The following is a 22585-nucleotide window of genomic DNA, read 5'->3' on the forward strand; positions in this document are numbered from 1 at the left end:
ACACGGTCGAGCCGCCCGGCCCCGAGGAAGATCGCCGTCGATCAAGGCACTTGTGAGGCGTCACGATCACCTGGTAGACATCACATGTCTTGCGGCTCGTTCGCGCCGCGGTATCTGGGGGTGACGGTGAAGCTGCTGCGAGTGGGTCCTCCGGGGCGGGAGACGCCGGCACTGCTCGACGAGGCCGGCCAACTACGTGACCTCAGCGGCGTGACCGACGACCTGGACCCCGCCTTCCTGGCCACCGACGGCCTGGCCCGACTGGCCGGCATCTCCCCGCACGACCTGTCTCCGATGGACCCCACCGGGCTGCGGACCGGTCCTCCGCTGCGGCCGGGAAAGATCGTCTGCATCGGGCTGAACTACCGCGACCACGCCGCCGAGACCGGGGCGGCCCTGCCCACCGAGCCGGTGGTCTTCCTCAAGGCGGCGGACACGGTGGTCGGTCCCGACGACCCCGTGCTGGTGCCCCGCGGCAGCACCAGGACGGACTGGGAGGTCGAACTCGCCGTGGTCATCGGCCGCAAGGCGCGTTATCTGCCGTCGACCGAGGCGGCACTGGACTGCGTCGCCGGGTACGCCATCTCCCACGACGTCTCGGAGCGGGAATTCCAGCTCGACCGGGGCGGCCAGTGGGACAAGGGCAAGTCCTGCGAGACGTTCAACCCGCTCGGCCCGTGGCTGGTGACCGCCGACGAGGTTCCCGATCCGCAGGACCTGCGGTTGCGGCTCTGGGTCAACGGCGTGCTGCGGCAGGACGGCACCACCAAGGACATGGTCTTCCCGGTGGCCGAGATCGTCCGCTACCTCAGCCAGTTCATGGTGCTCTACCCCGGCGACGTCATCAACACCGGCACCCCGGCCGGCGTCGCCCTCGGGCAGCCCGAACCCAAGCCGTACCTGGTCGCCGGGGACGTGGTCGAGTTGGAAATCGACGGCCTGGGCCGGCAACGTCAGACGCTGGCGCCGGCGTGACCGGCGACAGCCCGGGGTTCGCCGACGGACCCACCACCGGCTCGGGCGAGTTCGCCGGGTTGGCGGCGGTGGTCACCGGCGGCGCCTCCGGCATCGGCCTGGCCACGGCCACCCTGCTCGCCGAGCGGGGTGCCCGGGTGGCCTGCCTGGACCTGAACCCGCAGCACGTACCCGAGCCGTTGCTCGGCCTGGCCGCCGACGTGACCGACGACGCGTCCGTACGGGCCGCGATCGCCGCCGCCCATGCCGCGTTCGGCGGCTTGGATGTCCTGGTCAACAACGCCGCCATCGGCGCGGTCGGCACCATCGAGGCGGACAGCGACGACGACTGGCACCACGTTCTCGACGTCAACGTGGTCGGCATCGTCCGGGTGACCCGGGCCGCGCTGCCGCACCTGCGCGCCTCCGCGCACGCCGCCATCGTCAACATCGGTTCCATCGCCGCCTGGCTCGGGCTGCCGCAGCGGGCCCTCTACAGTGCCAGCAAGGGTGCGGTGCAGGCGCTCACCCTGGCGATGGCCGCCGACTACGTCACCGCCGGCATCCGGGTGAACTGCGTCAACCCGGGCACGGCGGACACCCCGTGGGTACGTCGGCTACTCGACGCCGCCGACGATCCGGCGGCGGAACTGGCCGCGTTGCGGGCCCGCCAGCCCACCGGTCGCCTCACCACCCCGCAGGAGGTCGCCGCCGCCGTCGCGTACCTGGCCGGTCCACTGTCCGCATCGACCACCGGCAGCGTGCTCGCCGTCGATGGCGGCATGCACGGCCTACGCCTGCCGACGCCGCCGAGCAGGGCCTGAGCTGCCCGGTCCGCGGCTCGCCACGCCGACGCCGAGCGGGACAGAGAGGCACGGTCCACGGCTTCCCACGACGCCGGCGAGCAGGTCCCGGCTGGACCGCAGCGACTCGATCTTCTCGGTCAGCAGGTTTAACTCGCCATGAAGGGCGTCGGCCAGGCGAGCCCGGTCGGCCGGCTCGTCGGGGATCGGAGCCGACGGATGGTGGTGGCCGCCGTCGTGATCGGGGCGGTTCTCGCCCTCGCCACGGTGGTGACTGCGGCCAACCGGGATCGCGGTCCAGCCGGCGAGCAAGAGGTCGCCAGCGAGGGCGTACGGATCTCGGTGCCGGCAGGGTGGCCGCGCAATGCCACCGAATGCGGCACGCCGATGCGCGACACCTACATCGTGGACGTCAACCTGATCGCGGGCTGCGCCGTGTTGCCGAGACCTCGCGTCGACTACGCCGAGATTCGGCGCGCGAATCTCGAACTCGACCCGGTGGCCCAGCTCGCGACCGAGGCTGGCGAAGCGTTCGGCCACTCCGTCCTCCGAGGCGGCGATGTGTTGCCGGATGGCCGGACGCGGCAGGTGGTGGTGGTTCCCGACCGGGAGGTGACCCTCATCGCCGTATCCAGCAACCCCGCAGTCGCCGAAGCGATCACCCGTTCACTCCGAGTCGACTGAGTCCACCAGCACTCCGCTCCCACCCAGCAACGACCCGTCGCCGATGGCGTGATGCTCCGGGGCACGGAGTTAACGATCAGCCACACCCGACCACCCACCGGTGTGTCATAAATCAGCAGAGCGCGCTCGCCTAGACCGAGCACTACCTGGGCTCGACGGAGGTCACACCACGCTACTCAGCGGCTGCATCGATGTACCTTCCGAAGTGGCGGCAGGAGGTAAGCCGGTGCCGAATAGTCACGTTCGGGGGTATCGCCCATGGCAGTCATCGCGGATGGTCGGTTCGGTGGGGAACTGCGTAGGCTCCGCCTGTTGGCGGGCATGTCACTACGGCAGCTCGCTCCGCTCGTCCTGTCCAGTCGAGGGCATCTGCACGATCTGGAGACGGGTCGACGACGGCCAGCCGTAGACCTGGCCGCACGACTCGACGATGTGCTCGACACCGACGGCGTCCTGTCCGGCATGCTGCATCCGTCGCCCGCGCCGCGCGACCCCGAGCGCTTGTCCTATGTCGCCCAGCATCCCCGTCGTGTCGACCCTGCGACCCTGCACACCTTGGCCGAGTTGCTCGCCGCGCATCGTCGGCTGGAAGACACCCTCGGCTCCACACCACTGTTGCCGACGATGCGTACCCAACTGGACCTGGTCACCACACTCGTCGCGGAGGCAACCTCGGAGCTGCGACCGAAGGTGGTTGACCTCGCCGCACAGTGGGCCCAGTTCGGTGGATGGCTGTACGCCGCCAGCGACCGGCCTCGGCTCGCCAGCCGTTGGTACGGCACGGCCCTGGAGTGGGGCACTGAGGCGGGTGATCCGGACATGGTCGCCACGGTGCTCAGCATGCGAGGACATCTCGCCTGGTCGGAGCGGCGTTCGCACCCGATGATCGGGCTTTCTGCGGCGGCGGCACGACAGCCGGCCAGCCCTGGCATACGTGCCATTGCCATCCAGCAACAAGCCCGTGGTCACGCGCTGATCGGCGAGGCGGACTTCGTGACCGCCCTGCTCGATCAGGCTGCGGAGTTGGTGGAGGCAGCCCGCCAGGCGCCCGACCGCGAGCCACCGTGGATCTACTTCCACTCAGCTGCCTACCTGACCATGCAGCGCGGCCTCGCCTACCGGCTCCTCGGCTGGAACGTGCAGGCGATCGAACATTTGCGGTTGGGTCTGTCCGGACTACCGCCGGAGGCTGCTGGCGCTGCCTGGACCGGGCCCTACCTCCTGCGGCTGGCGGCCGCGCTCGTGGACACCGGAGACGCCAGCGAGGCGCAGAGCATCTACGAGTGGGTCTGGAGCATCGGGCAGGCGACCCACACTGCCAGTCTCGTTGATCAGGCCGACGGGGCTGTCCGCGCAATGTCCGCAGGTAGATAGCAGACACCCACACTCTCGACCGCCACCATCCGATCACTGAATGCTGATCGAGGGCACATAGTGCCTGCTCAGGGAGGTGGCGATGATGGATGTGGTGCCGATCGGGCGGCGGGTGGCGTACTGGCGGGCGCGGCGGCGGATGTCGCAGCAGGTGTTCGCCGACCGGCTCGGCAAGTCCAAGAGCTGGGTGGACAAGGTCGAGCGCGGGGTACGGGCCCTGGACAAGGTTTCCACGCTGCGGGACATCGCCGCCGCGCTGCGGATCGATCAGGCGTTGCTGCTCAGCCAGGACAGTCGGCCCGCCGACGTGGCCACGCGCATCGAGGGCGTGGAGTTGATCCGAGCGGCACTGTCCGCGTACGACATCGCTCTGGATCGGCCGGCGGCGCGCCGGGACGCGCCGGACGCGGCTCGGCTGGCGCGGGGCGTCGCGCATGCCTGGACCAGTTTCCAGCATGCGCGGTACCCGGCGCTGATCGGTCTGCTGCCGGAGTTGCTGGCCGGGGCGCAGCGCGGCCACGCCCACGATCCGCAGGCGGGCCGGGTGCTGCTGGTGGAGGCGTACCGGGTGACCGCTTCGCTGCTGGTGAAGCTCGACGAGACCGAGCTGGCCTGGCTCGCCGCCGACCGGGCGATGACGGTCGCGACCGGTGATCCGCTGCTGGTCGCCGCCGCCACCGTGCAGCTCGGCCAGGTGTTGCGAGCCGGCGGTCGGGCGCGGGAGGCGGGCGCGGCGGCGCTGGCGGCGGCGTACCGGATCGGCCGGGCCGACCTCGACGTGGCTCGGTTGTCGCTCTGCGGTGCGCTGCTCGTGCAGGCGGCGCTCGCAGCGGCCCGGCACGGTGACGATCGGGCCGCCGCCCGCGTCGACGAGGCCGCCGACCTGGCCGTCGAGGTCGGCGACGGCAACGATCATAATCACACCAGCTTCGGACCGACCGCCGTGGCGCTCGCCCGGGTCGCTGTCGCGATCGATCTGGGTACGCCGGACGAGGCGATCGCCCAACACGAGAAGGCGGTCGGACGGGACGGCTGGCGGTGGCTGCCACCGGAGCATCGGGCCGCCCACCTGATCGACGCCGGGCGTGCGTACCTTCAGGTTGCCGACCCGGTGAACGCGGCCCGGGTGCTGCTGGAGGCCGACCGGACGGCACCCGCCGAGGTGCGCCAACGACCCGCCGCCCGGAACGTGCTCGCCGCCACGGTCCGCCATCCGGGCGCTCCGGCCACGGTCGTCGCGCTGGCCGCCACCCTCGGGGTGACCCGCGCATGACCGCACCATTGCTCACCCTGGCGCAGATCCTCAACCGGCTCACCCTGACCGCCCGCTGGACGCTTCGTGACCACCATCAGGGCTCCGACGGTCGCTGCCCGATCTGCCGCGTCCCCGACTGTCCCGTGGCCACCGCCGCCCGCAACCTCCTCACCGCCCTCAGGCAGACCCGCTGGACCGGAAACGGTGACACTCCCGATCCGTGGCGGTCGCGGTAGTCGACACGCCGGGCGGTTGACGCTCTTACTGCCACAGATCCTTCGGCAACGGGTTACGACGGCGCGTGCTGGGGCGGGAGATCGGGCGCGGGGGCGAGAAGGCGTTGGCGCTCGGCGGCCACCACTTCCTGGACGAGTTCGGCCTCGGACAGGTCCACCGCCTCGGGGCTCGCGGCGGCCGTGTCGCTGACCCGGGCGAAGTCGTCGAAGATGCGGCGCTTGCCCGCCAGCAGTTCGGTGATCCGCTGGTCGACGCCCTCCTCGGAGAGCAGCCGGTGCACCTGCACCGACTGGACCTGCCCCATCCGGTGTGCCCGGGCGACGGCCTGCGCCTCGGTGGTGGGTTTCAGCTGCGGTTCACAGATGACGACGACGGAGGCGGACTGGATGTTGAGCCCGACCCCACCGGCCACGATCTGGGCAACCAGGACGGCACCGTACCGGGCGGCCGAGAACTCGTCCACCATCCGCTGCCGGTGGTTGGCCGGCACCGACCCCGTCAGTGGTCCGAAGACCGGGCCGGGAAGGGTACGGGCGATCACGTCGAGGACCTGCCGGAAATGGGAGAAGACGATGATCCGGCGCTCGTTCTCCGCCGCCTCCCGGACGATCTCGACGAGGCGCTGCACCTTGGTGGACTCGGCCGCCTCAAGCATGGCCGCCTGGCGCATCTGCATGAAGTTTCCCCGCTCGACCGCCTCGCGGTAACGCGCGGTGTCCGCCGAGGACATCGGCAGCCACTCCTCGACCTCGATGAGTTCGGGCAGTTCGTCAAGCACGTCGTCCTGGTTGCGGCGCAGGTACGCGGGTGCGATCTGCCGCCGGAACCGCGCGGGTGACGGATCGGTGGCGTCGACGGTGAGATCGGGGCGTACGTAGGAGGCGAGGTTGCGGAACTCGTCGACCTTGTTCTCCAGTGGCGTACCGGTGAGCAGGATGGCCCGTTCGGCGCGCGCGACGATCTCCTTCGTCCTGATCGACCGCTGCGCCTGTGGGTTCTTGACGTAGTGGGCCTCGTCGACCACGACACACGCCAGGTCGGGGACCTCCCGCAACTGCGGCCCCCACCAGGCGAGGGTCTCGTAGGTGGTGACCGCCACGCCCCCGTCCCGCAGCCAGGCACGGGCCGCGGCATCGCGTTCCGGGCCGTGCACCCGGTGTGGACGTAGCCTCGACTTGCCGCTGATCTCGCGGACCCAGTTGGTCACCACGGCGGCGGGACACACCACCAGGAAATGCGTACTTCCCCTGCTGCGCAGGTGCGCCAGTACCGCGAGCGCCTCGACTGTCTTACCGAGGCCCATCTCGTCCCCGACGATGACCTTGCGCTGGACCAGGGCGAAGCGGGCGGCGAAGCTCTGGTAACCGCGCAGGGACGCGGTCAGGTGGGCACCGTCGAGTGCCTGGTCGCGTACCGCCTGGATGATCTCGTCTGGGAGGTCGCCGTGCACCGTGTTCTCGTCGCCGCTGGCGAATCCCAGCTCGGCGAGCATGGCGAAGTAGTCGGCTGGGCGGGCGAGGAAGTCGTCCCACGGGTCGGCGGGCAGACTCCGCCGGCCGGGCGCGGAAGACCTGACGAGCAGGTCGGCTCGCCGTTTGACGATCTCGATGCTCTCGCCCAGCCCGCTGGCGGCGAGCCCCCGGGTCGGCACCACCAGCAGGTGAGCGGTGCTTCGGTCGATGGTGCCGCCCAGCGGCGCGAGTTCGGCGGCGCGTTCGAGGTCGGCTGCCGCGCCACGCGTGCGGCGACGCGCATCCCACTCGGCGAGGCACCGCAGCAGGTGGGTGGTCTCCGGGTGGCGGTGGTCGACCTCGATGCGGACCGGCGTGTCGTCGTACGTGGTCTGCCAGAGGGTGCGGGCCGCTCCGATCAGGCGACGGGCCGAGGTCTCCCCGACGCCCGGAAGAGCCTGAAGCGAAGAGCCATGGTGCAGCACGTCCTGCACCGTGACGATTCCGGCGTCGGCCAGCGGCCCGAGGCGGAACCGGTCGCGGGTGACGGTTCGTAACGCCTCCACCGGCATGTCCCGCAGGATGCTCTGCACCTCACGATGCCTGACCTTCTCACCCGCTTCACGTGCCGCCGACCGGTACGCGGCTTCGCCGGCCACGACCTTGTCGATGGCGGCCAGTGCCGCCGGCAGACCGCCGAAGACCGACCGGTCCACCAGCTCCGGCTCCGGACCGGTCCACCCGGCCGGCTCCCGCTGCGGTGCCACCCGCCCGGCGGGCCCGTGCTCCTGCCCCGTCCGCTCGACCAGCTCGGGCTCCCGGCGGCTTCGCTCGGCGAGGAGCGCGAAGCGAAGGGACGGGTCGAGCAGGTCGCGGAGGCTGTCCGGGACCGGTTCTGCGGGTGCGGTGGGGACGCCGAGGTACGCCAGGCGCTCCGGACCACCTGCGGCGACGACCTGCGCGTGCCGGTCACGTAGGAACATCGCGGCGGTGGCCGCTGACTGCTTCCTGGCTGGCCCGGCGAGGTAACGGCGTACGTCGAGCATGGGTGCGAGGTCGGCGACGGCGCGAGGGGCGTCATCGATGAGCAGACGCAGCAGGGCGTCGTCGGCGGCTGTCGTCGCGGGAAGCCTGGCCCGCTCCTGGAGGCGCCCGACGGCGTCACGGTCGTTCGCCCGCAACGCGAGCACACGCCACGCCCCCTGGCCGGAACGGTCGACCACGACGCTGCGGTCCCGCATGGCCCCTTCGGCGGCGCTGGCCCCCTGCTGGACGGCCCGGTGCCAGTTCCGCACATCCTGGGCGAGTTGACCCCACCGTCTGAAGTCCGCCACGAGCCGACGGAACTCTGCACGCTCGGCCTTGTCCATCCGCACCCCGGCCCGGTACCCCGCCACCCACCCGACCATGCCGCACAGCTGACCATGCCACCTGCCCGATCCACCGAACGCCGCTGACCATGCAGTTGTGGCACCTGTCAAAGTGGTGCATCAACCGTATTTCCGGTGCCACAACTGCATGATCGATGAGGTGGGTGGGGTCAGGTGATGAGGAGTTTGCGGCCGATGCCGGCGCGGAACTGCGACATGGCGTCGGCGTAGGCGGCCAGGGGGAAGCGATGGCTGATGAAGACCTGCGGGTCCAGCACGCCGGCCGCGAACAACTCGGCGGCGCGGTCGAAACTGTGCAGGACGGCCATCGAGCCGGTGACGGTGATCTCCTTGTTGTAGATGCGGTACGGCTCGACCGGCACCCGGGTGGCGTACTCGGAGACACCGAACTGGAGGAAGGTGCCGGCGGGGGCGACCCGGGTCAGGCCGTCGGCGATGGCCGCCTCGACGCCGGTGCAGTCGATGACGACGTCCCAGCCGCGCGGGCGGTCCAGTTCGTCGGCGTTGGCGGCGCTCGCCGAGCAGCCCAGCTGGACGGCGGTGGCGAGCCGGTCGGGGTTCAGGTCGACCACGCTGACGGACGCCGCACCGCAGCGTTTCGCCAGCTCCAGCATCATCAGGCCCATGGTGCCGGCGCCGTAGATGAGATAGTGGTCGGCCAGCCGGCGGGGCAGCACGTCGAAGCCGCGTACCGCGCAGGAGAGCGGTTCGATGAGCGCGGCGTCGGCCGGGGCGACGCCGGACGGCAGCACCACGCAGTTGCGTACCGGGGCGAGCGCGTACTCGGCCGCGCCGCCGGAGACGGTGACCCCGATGGCGTTCCACCGTTCACAGAGGTTGCCCCGCGCACGGCGACACTGGTAGCACTCGCCGCAGTGCAGCGACGGATCCACGGCCACCGGGTCGCCGACCCCCACCTCGGTGACGTCCCGCCCCACCTCGACCACGGTGCCGGCGAACTCGTGGCCCGGCACGATCGGGTACGCGGGCGCGAACTCGCCGTCCATGATGTGCAGGTCGGTGCCGCAGATCCCGCATCCGGCGACCTCGACCACCACGTCCCGAGGGCCGGGCGTGGGGTCTGGTACCGACTCGACGCTGATCTGACCCGGCGTGACGATGACTGCTGCCTTCACTTGACCGCCCCCATGGAGAGTCCTCGGACGAGTTGTTTCTGGGCGATCCAGCCGGCCAGCACGACCGGTAGCGACACGATGGTCGCCGCCGCGCAGAGCCGGGCCAGGAACAGCCCTTCGGACGTGATGAAGCCGACCAGGAAGATCGGCGAGGTGCCGGCCCGGGTGGCGGTCAGGTTGACCGCGAAGAAGAACTCGTTCCAGCTGAAGATGAAGCAGATCAGCGCGGTCGCGGCCAGGCCGGGCGCCACGATCGGCAGCAGGATCCGCCGGATGGTGACGAGCAGGTCGGCACCGTCCATCGCCGCCGCCTCGATCAGCGCCGCCGGAACCTCCAGCAGGAACGACCGCATCATCCACACCGCGAGCGGCAGGTTCATGGCGGTGTAGAGCACGATCAGGGTCCAGACGTTGTCCAGCATGCCGAGGTCCTGCACCAGCAGGTAGATCGGCAGCAGCGCGGCGACCACCGGCAACATCTTGGTGCTGATGAAGAAGAACAGCACGTCGCGCCAGCGTGCGACCGGCCGGATCGACAGCGCGTACGCCGCCGGGGTGGCCAGTACGAGCACCAGCAGGGTGGACAGCACGCTGGCCATCACCGAGTTGAGCAGGTACGGGGTGATGTCCCGGTCGAAGACCTGCCGGTAGCCGTCCAGCACCGGGGTGAAGAACCAGGACGGCGGGTTGCTGGCGGCGTCGACCTCGCGTTTGAAGCCGGTGAGCACCATCCAGGCCACCGGCAGGAAGAACAGCAGCCCGGCCAGCCAGGCCAGGACGGTCCACGCGGCCCCGGGGCGGCCCGCGCTGCGCCGGGCCGGACTCGCGGTACGGGTCATCGTGCGTCCTCCATCCGGAACAGGCTGGAGATCACCCGCAGCGCGAAGGTGGCGACGATGATGGTGCCGATCACCACCACGACGCCGGCCGCGGCGGCCTCGCCGTACTCGAACTTGCGGAAGGTGGTCAGGTAGATCTCGTACGGCAGGTTCGTGGTGGCCCGACCCGGGCCGCCCTGGGTGATGGTGAAGACCGCGTCGAAGGTCTGCACCAGGTAGATGGAGCCGAGCAGGGCACCCAGTTCGAGGTAGGGCCGCAGGTAGGGCAGGGTGATCCGGGTGAAGGTCTGCCACGGGCCGGCGCCGTCGACCCGGGCCGCCTCCAGGGTTTCCAGGGACTGGCTCTGCAAGCCGGCCAGGATGATCAGCATCATGAACGGGGTCCACTGCCAGACCAGCGCGGCAACCACGGAGACCATCGGGTACTGCGACACCCAGTCGGTGCTGCCGCCGAGGATGCCGTTGATCAGGCCGTAGGACGGGTTGTATATCGCGTGTTTCCACAGCAGCGCCGCCGCCATCGGCATCACCAGGAACGGGGTGATGAGTAGGGTGCGGACGACCCCCCGACCGGGGAACTTACGGTCGAGCAGGATGGCCAGGCCGAGGCCGAGCAGTACGGAGGCGAGCACCGACGAGGCGGTGAGCACCACCGTGTTGAGCAGCGCGGCACGCAGTCGACCGTCGGTGAGCACCGTGGCGTAGTTGGCCAGGCCGATGAATTCCTGACTGCCCGGCCGCAGCGCGTTCCAGCTCTGGGTGGACAGGTAGAGGGTGAACAGGAAGGGCAGTTGCGTCACCACGATGGCGAAGACCAGGGCGGGGAGCAGCGGGGCCCGGCGGGCCCAGCGGTGCCGCCGGTCGGGGCGGGTGGGACGGACGGCGGGTCGCGGGGGCGCGTCCGCACCGGTGGTGCTGGTGATGGTCATCGTTCCGCCTCGGAGGCAGGGCCGGGGCCGGCCGGTCGTCGACCGGCCCCGGCGGGCGGCTACCGGTGGTTGCTGGCGGCTTCCTCGGCCAACCGCTGGCCGTCGGCGAGCGCCTGTTCGACGGTGGTCTGGCCGGCGATCGCGGCCGACACCTCCTGCGACACCTTCGTACCCAGGTCGGCGAACTCGGGGATGCCGACGAACTGCACACCGAGGGCGGGCCTCGGCTGCGCCCCGGGGCTGACCGGGTCGGCCTCCTGGATGGACTTCAGCGTGATGTCGGCGAACGCCTCGGCGGACTGCCGGTACTCGGCGATCTCGTAGGTGGACTGACGCTTGCCCGCCGGCACCCGGGACCAGCCGAGTGACGAGCCGACCAGCTTCTCGTACTCCTTGCCGGTGGCCCAGGAGATGAACTTCCAGGCGGCGTCGGCGTTCTTCGTGGTCTTCGGCATGGCCAGGGCCCACGCCCACAGCCAGCCGGAGGATTCGGTCTTGCTGACCGGCGCGTACGCGTAGCCGACCTTGCCGGCGACGGTGCTGGCGTTGGGGTCCTCCAGGGTGCCGGCGGCGGAGGTGGCGTCGTACCACATGGCCGCCTTGCCCTGTCCGAAGGTGTTGAGGCACTCGGTGAAGCCGGACTGCGGCGCGCCGGGCTGGCCGTGTTCGCGCAGCAGGTCGACGTAGAACTGGGTCGCCTCGGTGAACTCGGGCGCGTTCACCTTCGGCGTCCAGTCCTGCTCGAACCAGGTGCCGCCGAAGGTGTTCACCACGGTGGTCAACGGGGCGAACAGCTCACCCCAGCCGGGCAGCCCGCGCAGGCAGATGCCGGAGACGCCAGTGGCGTCGTCGTCGAGCTGCTCGGCGAATTCGGCCACCTGCTGCCAGGTCGGTCGCTCGGGCATGGTCAGGCCCTCGGCGGCGAAGAGTTCCTTGTTGTACATCAGGAACGACGACTCGCCGTAGAACGGGGCGGCGTAGAGCTTGCCGTCGGTGCCGGAGAGCGAGGCGAGCATCGGCTCCAGCAGATCACCCTTGTCGTACGCGGCGTCGGCGTCCGCGTACGAACTGAGTTCGTGCAGCCAGTCGTTCTGCGCCCAGATCGGCGCCTCGTACGCTCCGATCGTGGCCACGTCGTACTGGCCGCCCTGGGTGGCGACGTCCTGGGTGACCCGGTCGCGCAGCTCGTTCTCCGGCAGGATGGTGAAGCGCACCTCGATGCCGGTGTCCTCGGTGAAGTTGTCGGCGGTGATCTTGGCCAGATCCTCCATCTGTGGGTTGCCGACCATCAGCACGGTGATGGCGCTGCCGTCGCTGGAGGAACCTCCGCCGGCCCCGGAACAGGCGGTGGAGACCAGCGTGACGGCGAGCGTGACGGCGAGCGCGGCGCGCCCACGTCGTTGACGAGGAGTTCGTGTTTCAGGCACAGCGAACCTCCATGGTGGTGGTGTGGTGAGGGAAAGGTTTGTCGGACCGGCGACGCTCAGACGCGCAGCACCACCGGACCGAGCAGTGAGTAGCGGTGCGCCTCGGACGCCGGCAGTGCCGTGTCCGTGACGATGGTGTCGACGTCCGCGACCTCGGCGAAGCGGCAGAAACTGTGCCCACCGAACTTGGTGTGCACCCCGGCGAACACCACCCGCCGGGACACCGACATCACCTGGGCCTTCACGGCGGCCACCGCCGGGTCGGGCGTGGTCAGCCCGTGCTTGCGGGAGATGCCGTTGGCCCCGACGTAGGCCAGGTCGATGACGAAGCCGGCGAGCATCTTGGTGGCCCAGTGGTCGACGGTGGCCAGGGTGCGACCACGGACCCGCCCGCCGAGCAGGAGCACGGTGAGGCTCGGGTACGTGGCCAGCGCCGCCGCGGTGTGCAGGGAGGAGGTCACCACCGTCAGTGGGCGGTGGGTGGGCAGCGCCTCGGCGATCAGTTGCGGGGTGTAGCCCTCGTCGATGAAGACCGACTCGGCGTCGCCGAGGTGTTCCACCGCCGCGGCGGCGATCCGTCGCTTCTCCACGACCATCCGGGTGGCCCGGGTCTCCAGGGTCGTCTCGAAACGCGCCGTCTCCACCGGGTACGCCCCGCCGTGGGTGCGACGCACCAGCCCCTGCTGGGCCAGCAGGCTCAGGTCGCGCCGGACGGTTTCCGGCGCCACGGCCAGGTCGGCGGCGATCTTACGCACGTCGACGTCACCCTGACGGCGAGCCAGCGAAAGGATGTGCTGTCGGCGCTGCGTCGCGTCCACCTGCACACCTCCGTTCGACTCGGGTACTTTTTTGTAACACCGATGAACGGCAGGTGACCCCGGTCACCTGCCGGTCAATCCGGTGGGTTTGGTGACCGGCTTCCACCGCCGAACGGGCAACCCATAACGGCTATAGCCGGCAAACCCCCACAATTATGCTGCCCGTTTGCTGGCACCGGCCGCCCGAGCGGCACCCGCGCTGCCCGCTCGGGCACCGGCCGGTCATCCCGGCGCGGCACCGTTGTCGACCAGCCGGAACCGCGTGGTCAGTGATGCGTCGCCCAACTCCTCCAGGATCAGGCCACGGGTCGGTGAGTTCTGCAGGTAGGCCGAGTGGCTGCTGATCGCGTACGTCGGCTCGCCGCCGCGTTGCCCGTTCAGGACGATGGCGAACTGCTGCCTCGGCTCCGACGGCGCACAGGCGGCGGCGACCACCCGCAACGGCTGGCTGCCCGACGACCGCACCTCCCAGCAGGTGTCGGTCGGTTCGTCGCCCCCCTCGGCGGCACGGACCAGATAGGTGTCGGGTCCCTGCGGCGTGACCACGAACAGCTGCCGACCCTCGTCGCCGTCGACCTCGGCGAGGCGACCGTCGGCGAGCAGCGACAGCCCGCCACTCTGCTCGGCAGCCCGAACTATCGTCACCTGCCGCCGTCCAGACAGCAGCGGATCGTTGCTCGGCGGACCGGACGTGCCGGCCGGGTCGGGACTGGCCGACGCCCCCGTCGGGCCGGCCGGGTCGGGACTGGCCGACGCCGCCGTCGGGCCGGCCGGCCCGATCGGCAGTAAATCCGGGTTCCCGGCGGGACGGACCAGGACCACGCCGGCCCCGAGCAGACCGACGAGTACGGCGCCCAGCGCGGCGGTACCGGCCCGTCGGCGCCGACGACGAAGATCACCCCGGCGGCGGATGTCGACGGCGGCCGGCACCTTTCCCTGCCGGCCGTGCCCGGCCAACGCTCGCAGGGTCTCGTCTAGTTCTGGCTCACCACCCATCACTGCCTCCCCTCGCCGGTGGTCTCGTATGCGTCGTCGCTCAGGTGCACGGCGAGGGCCCGGCGTCCCCGGGCAAGCCGCGTCTTGACGGTGTTGACGTTGCTGCCGATCTCCGCCGCGATCTCGGTCACGCTGAGCCCGACCAGGTGGTGCAGCACCACCACCTGCCGCTGCTCGGCGGAGATGCGGCGCAGCGCCGACACCACCGCCACATGGTCGACCGAGGTCGGTTCGACCTGCCGGCCGGCCATCTCCCGGCGGTGGGCACGCAACCGGTTCACTGTCTTGCGCCACGCGCTCACCGCGATCCGGTACGCGACGCGGCGCACCCAGGCCTCCGGGCTGTCGCACTCCCGTACCGACGCCCAGCGGTCCCAGGCCCTGGCGTACGCCTCCGCCACCGCGTCCTCGGCCTCGGCCCGGCCGCCGGTCATCGCCGCCAGGTGGCCCAGCACCCGCTGCGCCGAAGCCGCGTAGAAGGCGTCGAACTCCTCAGCGTCGCGTTTCACTCATGTTCCCACCCGTACTGTCGCTGCTGGTCGTGGCCCGGCCGACGGCGGACGGACGCCCCCCCCGGACCGGATCCCGGGGGCGGCGGGGCGGCACCGCGTCCTACCGCCGGGGTGCCGATCCGGTGTCGGTGAACCGGAAGCTACTCGCCGGCGGGGCATCCCCCAACTCCTTGATGATCAAGCCGGATCGCGCGGAGTTTGCCGGGACCATGGTGTACACGCCTACGGCGGCACCGGTCAGCACCGCCAGGCCCGCAGCGGCGAGCCCCAATCCAGCAACACGTTTCCTCCCGAGCTGTTCGGCGCCGGGTCCAGCCGCCGGGTGGCGGGCGATCCTCGGTCGATTCAGCGGGATGACGCGTACGGGCGGCGGAAGGTTTCACAGGTCGGTCGGATCTCGTGTCTCCGGCGCGGCCGGCCGGGCAGCACCGTCGGCGCGGCGCGGCCGGCCGGGCAGCACCGTCGGCGCGGCGTGACCGGCCGGGCAGCACCGTCGGCGCGGCGTGACCGGCCGTCAGCTCAGTTTGACCAGGCGCAGGCCGGCGCGGATCAGGACCACCGCGCCGCCGCCGGCCATGATCAGGCCGATGCCGGGCATCAGCTGCCCCCAGGCGCCGGTGCTGGCGCTGAGGCTGACCAGGCGGGCCAACTGCCATCCGACGATGGCGGCGACGACCAGCCCGGGGATCAGGCTGTGTGCGATCGCCACCTTGCGGTACGGCAGCAGGGCACCGGCGACGGCCAGGAACGCCATGCTCAGCGTCCAGAGTCCAGGGCCGGCTGCGCCGGAGAGCGAACCGAACGGCGTGATGACCCAGGGCAGCAGCGAACCGACCAGCGCGAGCACGCCGCCGACGATCATGCCGAGACTGCCGGCGTGGAAGACGCGCCGGCGAACCGGGGCGGCGGTGGATGCGGTGTCGGCCATGTCCGGATGCTAGGCGCTCAGCGCCGTTGACCGAACGGGTCGATCGGTGAGCGGTCGGGCGGGGTCGGTGGGCGGACAGGCCGGCCCCGCGAAAACCGCGAAACAGGATGATCCGGCGCTTCGGTTCGGCCCACTCGACCGTTCGCGGGGTCCAACGGACCGCTCAGCGACCCGATGCCGCACCTGACGGATCAACTCTTGCCTGGCCAGGCTGCATCACGTTCGCTTCCCAGACCAAAGGTGTGACCGACCGCACAGCCACGTCGAGCAGTACGGCGACGCGGCTGGGCGGGTCGGGCCACGGCACCAGCACCGCGTCACCACCAACCGGGCGCCGTGTCGCAGGCCCCTCGCCGGATCTACCGGTTCCATACCGACTAGGAGGCTCCAGACATGACCGAGGTAACCCCCGATAAGGAGACCCGTGGCGGTGAACCGCCACCGGCGGCACCACCACCGACTTCCCCGCCGGACAACAGCTGGCGCAAAGAATACTGGAGCCGCAATCTGCGGCTCATGGTCATTCTCCTGACCATCTGGTTCATCGTCTCGTTCGGCTTCGGAATCCTGCTTGTCGAACCGCTCAACAACATCGTCATCGCCGGATTCCCGCTCGGTTTCTGGTTCGCCCAGCAGGGATCGATCTACGTCTTTGTGGTTCTGATTTTCGTATACGCGAAGATGATGGATCGCCTCGACAACCAGTTCGGCGTTGACGAGCAGGAGACCGAGGGGGCTGACAAATGAGTCAGATCCAGACCTGGACCCTCGTCTTCATCGTCAGCTCGTTCGCCGTCTACCTCTACATCGCCTGGCGCAGCCGGGTGAAGGAGACCGCCGGCTTCTACGTCGCCGGCCAGGGCATCCCCACCATCGCCAACGGCGCGGCCGTGGCGGCCGACTGGATGTCGGCCGCGTCGTTCATCTCGATGGCCGGCCTCATCGCGTTCCTCGGCTCCGACGGCACCATCTACCTGATGGGCTGGACCGGCGGCTACGTGCTGCTGGCTCTGCTGATCGCCCCCTACCTGCGTAAGTGGGGCAAGTTCACGGTGCCCGAGTTCGTCGGTGACCGGTACTCGGAGACCGTACGCACCATCGCCGCGGTGGCCGCGATCATCATCTCCTTCACCTACGTGGTCGGGCAGATGCGCGGTGGCGGCATCGTCTTCAGCCGGTTCCTGAAGCTGGACGTGACCCAGGGCGTCATCCTCGCCGCCGTGATCATCGGTCTGTACGCGGTGCTCGGCGGCATGAAGGGCATCACCTGGACCCAGGTGGCGCAGTACACGGTGCTGATCGTCGCCTATCTGATTCCCGCCTTCGCGGTGGCGCAGCAGATGACCGGAATCCCGATCCCACAGGTGTCGTTCGGGCAGATCCTCGCCGAACTCGACGCCATCAGCGTCGAGATGGGGTTGAACCAGTACACCGAGGCGTTCGCGGCCCGGCCACAGATCGACGTGTTCCTGGTGACGATGGCGCTGATGATCGGCACCGCCGGTCTACCGCACGTCATCGTCCGCTTCTACACGACGAAGACCGTACGGGGTGCCCGCTACTCGGCATTCTGGGCGCTGTTCTTCATCGCCCTGCTCTACACCACCGCCCCGGCGGTGGGCGCCTTCACCAAGCTGAACCTCCTCCAAGACGTCAACGGGGTCTCGGCCGACGCGCTGCCCAGCTGGATCGAGAACTGGGCAGCGACCGGACTGGTCACGGTCAGCGACGGCGCGACGACCATCAACACGGTCAGCAACAGCCCGACCTCCGGCGCCGACCTGATCGTCAACAACGACATCCTGGTCCTCGCCAGTCCCGAGATCGCCGGTCTGCCGGCCCCGATCGTGGGTCTGGTGGCGGCCGGCGGCATGGCCGCCGCGATGTCCACGGCTGCCGGCCTGCTGCTGGTGATCTCGTCGTCGTTCTCGCACGACCTGTACTTCCGCCGGGTCAAGCGGGACTCCACCGACAAGCAGCGCCTGCTCGCCGGTCGGATCGCCATGGGCCTCGCGGTGCTGATCGCCATCTACGCCGGCATCAACCCGCCCGCGTTCGTGGCGCAGGTGGTCGCCTTCGCCTTCGGCCTGGCCGCGTCGACCTTCTTCCCGGCCATCGTGCTCGGCATCTTCTGGAAACGATGTAACGCCACCGGCGCGGCGGCCGGCATGGTGACCGGCCTGCTGTTCACCGCCAGCTACATGATCTACACGCTGCCGGTGTTCGGCACCGCGGCCAACCCGCACATCTTCGACATCAGTCCGGAGGGCATCGGCACCGTCGGCGCGATCGTCAACATCGTCGTCACCGTCGTGGTGTCGAAGATGACGGCGCCACCGCCGGACGAGATCGTCGAGATGGTGGAGAACATCCGCTACCCGGCCGCCCGGCGGGAGGTGACCGCCGGCACCGCCGCGGACGCCGCCTGACCCACCTCCCATCGAGAAACACCGGCCGCCGGTCCCACCATCGACGTTGGGGCCGGCGACCGGCCGTGGGCCGTACCCGATGGGTCTGATCCGCCGGTCCGACGGGTGGGCCGCAGGTGTGAGGTGGCTTACCTCTGGATCGAGTGGGAATCAGCTCACCGGAGGTGGGTTGCAGCCAGGTATGAGCATCGCGCCACGTCCCGCACCGTCTCACGGGCGGTGGAGCCACCGGTGAGCGGCGTCGACAACGCCGCGCCGATGCCGGGCGACCTGATGAGCCGCCGTCAGCGCCTCCGTCTCATCCTCGTCCTCGGCTCGCTGATCGCGGTAGGCCCACTGACCATCGACATGTACCTTCCGGCGTTGCCCTCGATCGTCGACGACTTCGGCACCACCTCGGCGGCGGTCCAGCTGACGCTCACCGGCACGCTGGTCGGCCTCGCCCTCGGACAACTGCTGATCGGTCCGCTGTCCGACGCCGTCGGTCGGCGGACACCGCTGATCGCCGGCACCGCACTGCACATCGTGGCGTCCGTGAGCTGCGCCCTCGCCCCGAACATCACCGTGCTCGGCGCGCTGCGGGTGGTCCAGGGCCTGGGCGCGGCGGCGGCCGTCGTGATCGCCATGGCCGTGGTGCGCGACCTGTTCAGCGGCGCGGCCTTCGCGCAACTGCTGTCCCGCCTGTTGCTCGTGATGGGCGCCGCGCCGATCCTCGCGCCGACCCTCGGCAGTGAACTGCTGCGGTGGGCGCAGTGGCGCGGCGTGTTCGCCGCCCTCGCGGTCTTCGGCGTACTGCTGCTGCTGATCGCGATGCGGGGCCTGCCGGAGACGCTGCCACCGCTGCGGCGCCAACGCGCCGGTGTGCTGCCCACCGTCCAGCTCTACGGCTCGCTGCTGCGTGACCGCGCCTTCGTCGGGCTGGTGCTGGTGGCCGGGCTGGCCATGGCGGCGCTGTTCGCCTACGTCGGCGGCTCCTCGTTCGTCCTGCAGGAACGGTACGGGCTCGACGAGCAGCAGTTCGGGCTGGCCTTCGGAGCCGGGGCGGTCGGGCTGATCGCGGCCACCCAGGGCAACGTACGGCTGCTGCGGCGCTGGTCCCCGCAGCGGATCCTGGTGGCCGCCCTGATCGTGGGCTCCGCCGCCAGCGTGCTGCTGCTCGCCCTCGCCGCGACCGGGATCGGCGGGCTGCCGGCCCTGCTCGCGTCGCTGTGGGCGGTGCTCGCGGCGGCCGGCCTGGCGCTGCCGAACGCTCCCGCGCTGGCCCTGACCCGGCACGGCGAGGCGGCCGGCACCGCGTCCGCGCTGCTCGGCGCGGTGCAGTTCGGCATCGGGGCGGTGGCCGCTCCGCTGGTGGGTGTGCTCGGCACCGGTGCCGTGGCGATGGCGCTGGTGATCGCCGGCGGGATGGTCGCGGCCCTGCTCGTGCTCGTCGTGGTGGTCCGCCCCGGCCACCTGGCCGTGCCGGATCCGGTGGAGGCGATGGCCGTCGCGACCCACTGACGACGGCGGGCCACACCCTGGAGAAGCTCAGGCCGGGCACCACCGTGACCGACCAGTGGCCGACAACGGCCCGGGAGGCAGCGCTGGACCGGCTGCTGGCGCCTTGCCTCCACCCATTCGACGTACGCGTGGTCGACGGATGCTGCTTCCCGCCGGGACGGTCCGGCCGGCGATGCTCACGGAAGGCTTGTTTGTCTTCCGGTACGTAGCCAACAGGGCCATCGACCCGCCGACGCTTGTCGGTTGTGACGCGACCGGCACGGTGATCGCGGAATGATCGCTGCCCGACCTCACCGGCCACGAGCCTCGCGTGGTCGGCTGATCCCGGGGGTGGACGAATGAATCTTGGTCCGTGAGGGCCCCCGGGAGGGCGCTCACGGACCAAGATCTTTTCGGCGGGGGGGTCAGGCGATGGGGGCGGGGAAGCGGTGCCAGACGCGGTGGTGGGGCATCAGCTGCTGGACGGCGGTCAGAACCTCACTGGCGGAGTCGGCGGTGACCACGCCCGGCGAGCCGGTGACACCGGCCTGTTCGAGCACGGTGACGCCGGTCCCCCAGGCGCCGATGGCCTTGGCGTGCCGCCAGCACTCCTCCACCATCAGCAGCACCCGGGGGTCGATGGCGGTCGAGCCGGCCCTGGCCTCGCGGGCCGGCGACGCGTCCGGGGCCGGTGCGGGCGCCGAGGCGAGCAGGAGCGCGTCGAGTTCGACCGAGCGGCCGGTGGCGAAGCTGCGTTGCGCGGGCAGGTCGCCGATCGTTCCGCCGTGTGGCGCGATCAGCAGCGGCACCATGTCGGCGGCGAAGATGGCCGCACGGACCGCACGGACGCTGTCGAGGTCTGCCTCGGGGTCGACGACGATGCCCACCATCCGGCCGTCGGCCGGCCACTGCCGGCCCACCTGGGACAGCGCGGGGCTGGGCTCGACGTCGGCAACCGGCACGGTCGGCTCCGGCGCGGGCAGACCGAGACCGGTGGCGACCTGGGCGCAGAGCACCGGGTCGATGTTGGCCAGGCATTGGAGCTGACGTTCCTTGATCGCCTGGTGGTAGCACTTGCCCAGCTCGAAGGTGTACGCCCGGACGATGTGTTCCTGCTCGACCGGGGACATGCTCAGCCAGAACAGGCGGGCCTGGCTGAAGTGGTCGTCGAACGAGGCGGGGTTGGCGCGTACCTTGGGTGCCGCCGCGACCTGCACCGGCACGTCCACGAACGCGTTGTCGCCCTCGCCGGCCGGGAACGGGTTGCCGCCGTCCAGGGAGTTCGGCCGGTACGGTGCCACGCCCGCATGGACGGCCTGCTGGTGGAAGCCGTCGCGCAGCATGTCGTTGACCGGGGCGTGTGGCCGGTTGATCGGGATCTGGGCGAAGTTCGGCCCGCCCAGGCGGGTCAACTGCGTGTCGACGTACGAGAAGAGCCGTCCCTGGAGCAGCGGGTCGTTGGTGACGTCGATGCCCGGCGGCAGGTGCCCCACGTGGAAGGCGACCTGCTCGGTCTCGGCGAAGAAGTTCGTCGGGGTGCGGTTCAGCGTGAGCTTGCCGACCGGCTGCACCGCTGCGAGTTCCTCCGGCACGATCTTCGTGGGATCGAGCAGGTCGATGCCGGCGAAGGTCTCCTCGGGCGTGTCCGGAAAGATCTGGAGGCCGAGTTCCCACTCGGGGAACGCGCCGGCCTCGATGGCGTCGTAGAGGTCACGCCGGTGGAAGTCCGGGTCGATGCCGCCGAGCAGTTGGGCCTCCTCCCAGACCAGGGAGTGCACGCCCAGCTTCGGCTTCCAGTGGAACTTGGCCAGCACCGTCTCACCCGCGGCGTCGACCAGCCGGAAGGTGTGGACGCCGAAGCCCTCCATCGTCCGGTAGGAGCGGGGAATGCCCCGGTCGGACATGTTCCACATGGTGTGGTGCTGGGCCTCGGTGTGCAGCGAGACGAAGTCCCAGAAGGTGTCGTGCGCGCTCTGGGCCTGCGGAATCTCACGGTCGGGGTGCGGCTTGCCGGCGTGGATGATGTCGGGGAACTTGATGGCGTCCTGGATGAAGAAGACCGGCATGTTGTTGCCGACCAGGTCGAAGGTGCCCTCGTCGGTGTAGAACTTCGTGGCGAAGCCCCGAGTGTCGCGGACGGTGTCGGCAGAGCCACGGGAACCGAGCACCGTGGAGAAGCGGACGAAGACCTCGGTGGTCCGGCCCTTGGCCAGGAAGCCCGCCCGGGTGACCGCCTCGGCGGTGCCGTACGCCGTGAACTCGCCGTGCGCGCCCGCCCCGCGGGCATGCACCACCCGCTCGGGGATCCGCTCGTGGTCGAAGTGGGTGATCTTCTCCCGCAGGTGGTGGTCCTGCAGCAGGAGGGGTCCGCGCGGGCCGGCCTTGAGAGAGTGGTCGGTGTCCCGTAGCCGGGTGCCCTGCGCGGTGGTGAGGAAGGCGCCCTGCTGGCCGTTTGCGGTGGCCGGCGCGCCGGTCTCGGTGCCGGTCGGGGTACGGGTCTGCGGGGCACCCTGCTCGGGTTTGGGCGGCTGCGGCTCGTGCGGCGTGGTCGGCTCGTCACGCGGCGGCGGGGCGCTACCCGGCGCGCCGGGCACCTGCGGGGTGAGGGCGTCGGTCACCTTCTCCGCCGCGGCACCCACGACATTCCTTACCGCCTCGGCGGGGTTGCGGGCATTCATCTTGACAGATACCTCCCTGGGGCACGAGAGCCAGATGACCAGGGCGGTACCCGGGGCAGACCGAGCAAAACGGAGCGAATGGCGCGGATGTGGGTATCTTCGATCACTCTGGCCGCAGCTGCTCGTAGTACGCCTTCATCGGCGGGTGGTAGTCGTCGAACGACGGCAACGCCGTGTCGTCGCGGGCGGCCACCAGACAGTCGAGACAGAAACACTCTCCCGTTCCCGTCACAGGACAGCGCGCACTGGTGCAAGGTGGCAGATA

At 70.4% G+C, this 22585-nt stretch carries 20 protein-coding genes; 9 read left to right on the forward strand and 11 right to left on the reverse strand.

Annotation, left to right across the window (positions count from 1 at the left end):
• Positions 1 to 126: 126 nt before the first annotated feature.
• From AC2CHE_RS04980 to AC2CHE_RS05005, 6 genes are all read left to right on the forward strand, one after another.
• Positions 127 to 975, forward strand: a complete 849-nt coding sequence (locus AC2CHE_RS04980; protein ID WP_484503699.1) for a fumarylacetoacetate hydrolase family protein — start codon at positions 127 to 129, stop codon at positions 973 to 975.
• Positions 972 to 1778, forward strand: a complete 807-nt coding sequence (locus tag AC2CHE_RS04985; protein WP_484503700.1) for an SDR family NAD(P)-dependent oxidoreductase — start codon at positions 972 to 974, stop codon at positions 1776 to 1778. The genes AC2CHE_RS04980 and AC2CHE_RS04985 overlap by 4 nt, the downstream gene beginning before the upstream one ends.
• A gap of 138 nt (positions 1779 to 1916) precedes the next feature.
• Positions 1917 to 2441 carry a hypothetical protein gene (locus tag AC2CHE_RS04990; RefSeq protein WP_484503701.1) on the forward strand — a complete coding sequence of 175 codons (525 nt, stop codon included), beginning with the start codon at positions 1917 to 1919 and terminating at the stop codon, positions 2439 to 2441.
• 258 nt (positions 2442 to 2699) lie between these two features.
• Complete coding sequence (locus AC2CHE_RS04995; protein WP_484503702.1) at positions 2700 to 3815, forward strand: helix-turn-helix domain-containing protein; 1116 nt, start codon at positions 2700 to 2702, stop codon at positions 3813 to 3815.
• An 82-nt stretch (positions 3816 to 3897) separates the two neighbouring features.
• Positions 3898 to 5088, forward strand: a complete 1191-nt coding sequence (locus tag AC2CHE_RS05000; protein WP_484503703.1) for a helix-turn-helix domain-containing protein — start codon at positions 3898 to 3900, stop codon at positions 5086 to 5088.
• Positions 5085 to 5306, forward strand: coding sequence for a hypothetical protein (locus tag AC2CHE_RS05005; protein WP_484503704.1), 222 nt, complete (start codon positions 5085 to 5087; stop codon positions 5304 to 5306). The genes AC2CHE_RS05000 and AC2CHE_RS05005 overlap by 4 nt, the downstream gene beginning before the upstream one ends.
• Before the next feature lie 53 nt (positions 5307 to 5359).
• On the opposite strand, the gene AC2CHE_RS05010 is transcribed toward AC2CHE_RS05005, so the two are convergent.
• The 9 genes from AC2CHE_RS05010 to AC2CHE_RS05050 form a co-directional block, all read right to left on the reverse strand.
• A complete protein-coding gene (locus tag AC2CHE_RS05010; protein ID WP_484503705.1) occupies positions 5360 to 8155 on the reverse strand; it encodes a DEAD/DEAH box helicase in 2796 nt (931 codons plus the stop codon).
• A 143-nt stretch (positions 8156 to 8298) separates the two neighbouring features.
• Positions 8299 to 9285, reverse strand: a complete 987-nt coding sequence (locus tag AC2CHE_RS05015; RefSeq protein ID WP_484503706.1) for a zinc-dependent alcohol dehydrogenase family protein — start codon at positions 9283 to 9285, stop codon at positions 8299 to 8301.
• On the reverse strand, positions 9282 to 10124 hold the full coding sequence (locus tag AC2CHE_RS05020) for a carbohydrate ABC transporter permease (RefSeq protein WP_484503707.1): 843 nt from the start codon (positions 10122 to 10124) through the stop codon (positions 9282 to 9284). The genes AC2CHE_RS05015 and AC2CHE_RS05020 overlap by 4 nt, the downstream gene beginning before the upstream one ends.
• Complete coding sequence (locus AC2CHE_RS05025; protein ID WP_484503708.1) at positions 10121 to 11053, reverse strand: carbohydrate ABC transporter permease; 933 nt, start codon at positions 11051 to 11053, stop codon at positions 10121 to 10123. The genes AC2CHE_RS05020 and AC2CHE_RS05025 overlap by 4 nt, the downstream gene beginning before the upstream one ends.
• A 59-nt stretch (positions 11054 to 11112) precedes the next feature.
• Entirely contained in the window at positions 11113 to 12480 is a 1368-nt protein-coding gene (locus AC2CHE_RS05030) for an ABC transporter substrate-binding protein (RefSeq protein ID WP_484503709.1), read from the reverse strand.
• Positions 12481 to 12536: 56 nt separating this feature from the next.
• Positions 12537 to 13298: a DeoR/GlpR family DNA-binding transcription regulator gene (locus AC2CHE_RS05035; RefSeq protein ID WP_484503710.1), complete on the reverse strand. Its 762-nt coding sequence runs from the start codon at positions 13296 to 13298 to the stop codon at positions 12537 to 12539.
• Positions 13299 to 13520: 222 nt separating this feature from the next.
• The gene (locus AC2CHE_RS05040) at positions 13521 to 14294 is read right to left on the reverse strand and encodes an RICIN domain-containing protein (protein WP_484503711.1); all 774 of its coding nucleotides are present in this window, start codon (positions 14292 to 14294) and stop codon (positions 13521 to 13523) included.
• Entirely contained in the window at positions 14294 to 14803 is a 510-nt protein-coding gene (locus tag AC2CHE_RS05045; RefSeq protein WP_484503712.1) for a sigma-70 family RNA polymerase sigma factor, read from the reverse strand. The genes AC2CHE_RS05040 and AC2CHE_RS05045 overlap by 1 nt, the downstream gene beginning before the upstream one ends.
• A gap of 517 nt (positions 14804 to 15320) precedes the next feature.
• Positions 15321 to 15734: a hypothetical protein gene (locus tag AC2CHE_RS05050; RefSeq protein WP_484503713.1), complete on the reverse strand. Its 414-nt coding sequence runs from the start codon at positions 15732 to 15734 to the stop codon at positions 15321 to 15323.
• A gap of 393 nt (positions 15735 to 16127) precedes the next feature.
• On the opposite strand from AC2CHE_RS05050, the gene AC2CHE_RS05055 reads away from it, so the two are divergent.
• The 3 genes from AC2CHE_RS05055 (at position 16128) to AC2CHE_RS05065 (ending at position 19663) form a co-directional block, all read left to right on the forward strand.
• On the forward strand, positions 16128 to 16481 hold the full coding sequence (locus AC2CHE_RS05055; RefSeq protein ID WP_484503714.1) for a DUF4212 domain-containing protein: 354 nt from the start codon (positions 16128 to 16130) through the stop codon (positions 16479 to 16481).
• On the forward strand, positions 16478 to 18163 hold the full coding sequence (locus AC2CHE_RS05060) for a sodium:solute symporter family protein (RefSeq protein ID WP_484503715.1): 1686 nt from the start codon (positions 16478 to 16480) through the stop codon (positions 18161 to 18163). Before AC2CHE_RS05055 ends, AC2CHE_RS05060 begins: the two co-directional genes overlap by 4 nt.
• A gap of 273 nt (positions 18164 to 18436) precedes the next feature.
• The gene (locus tag AC2CHE_RS05065) at positions 18437 to 19663 is read left to right on the forward strand and encodes a multidrug effflux MFS transporter (RefSeq protein WP_484503774.1); all 1227 of its coding nucleotides are present in this window, start codon (positions 18437 to 18439) and stop codon (positions 19661 to 19663) included.
• Between the two features lie 404 nt (positions 19664 to 20067).
• Here AC2CHE_RS05065 and AC2CHE_RS05070 read toward each other — a convergent pair whose 3' ends face one another.
• Both AC2CHE_RS05070 and AC2CHE_RS05075 read right to left on the reverse strand, forming a co-directional pair.
• Positions 20068 to 22320 (reverse strand): catalase, encoded by a 2253-nt coding sequence (locus tag AC2CHE_RS05070; RefSeq protein WP_484503716.1) that lies wholly within the window; start codon positions 22318 to 22320, stop codon positions 20068 to 20070.
• Between the two features lie 103 nt (positions 22321 to 22423).
• Positions 22424 to 22552, reverse strand: a complete 129-nt coding sequence (locus tag AC2CHE_RS05075; protein ID WP_484503717.1) for a hypothetical protein — start codon at positions 22550 to 22552, stop codon at positions 22424 to 22426.
• Between the last annotated feature and the right edge of the window lie 33 nt (positions 22553 to 22585).

The organism is Micromonospora sp. ATLC16 (genome assembly GCF_057196645.1).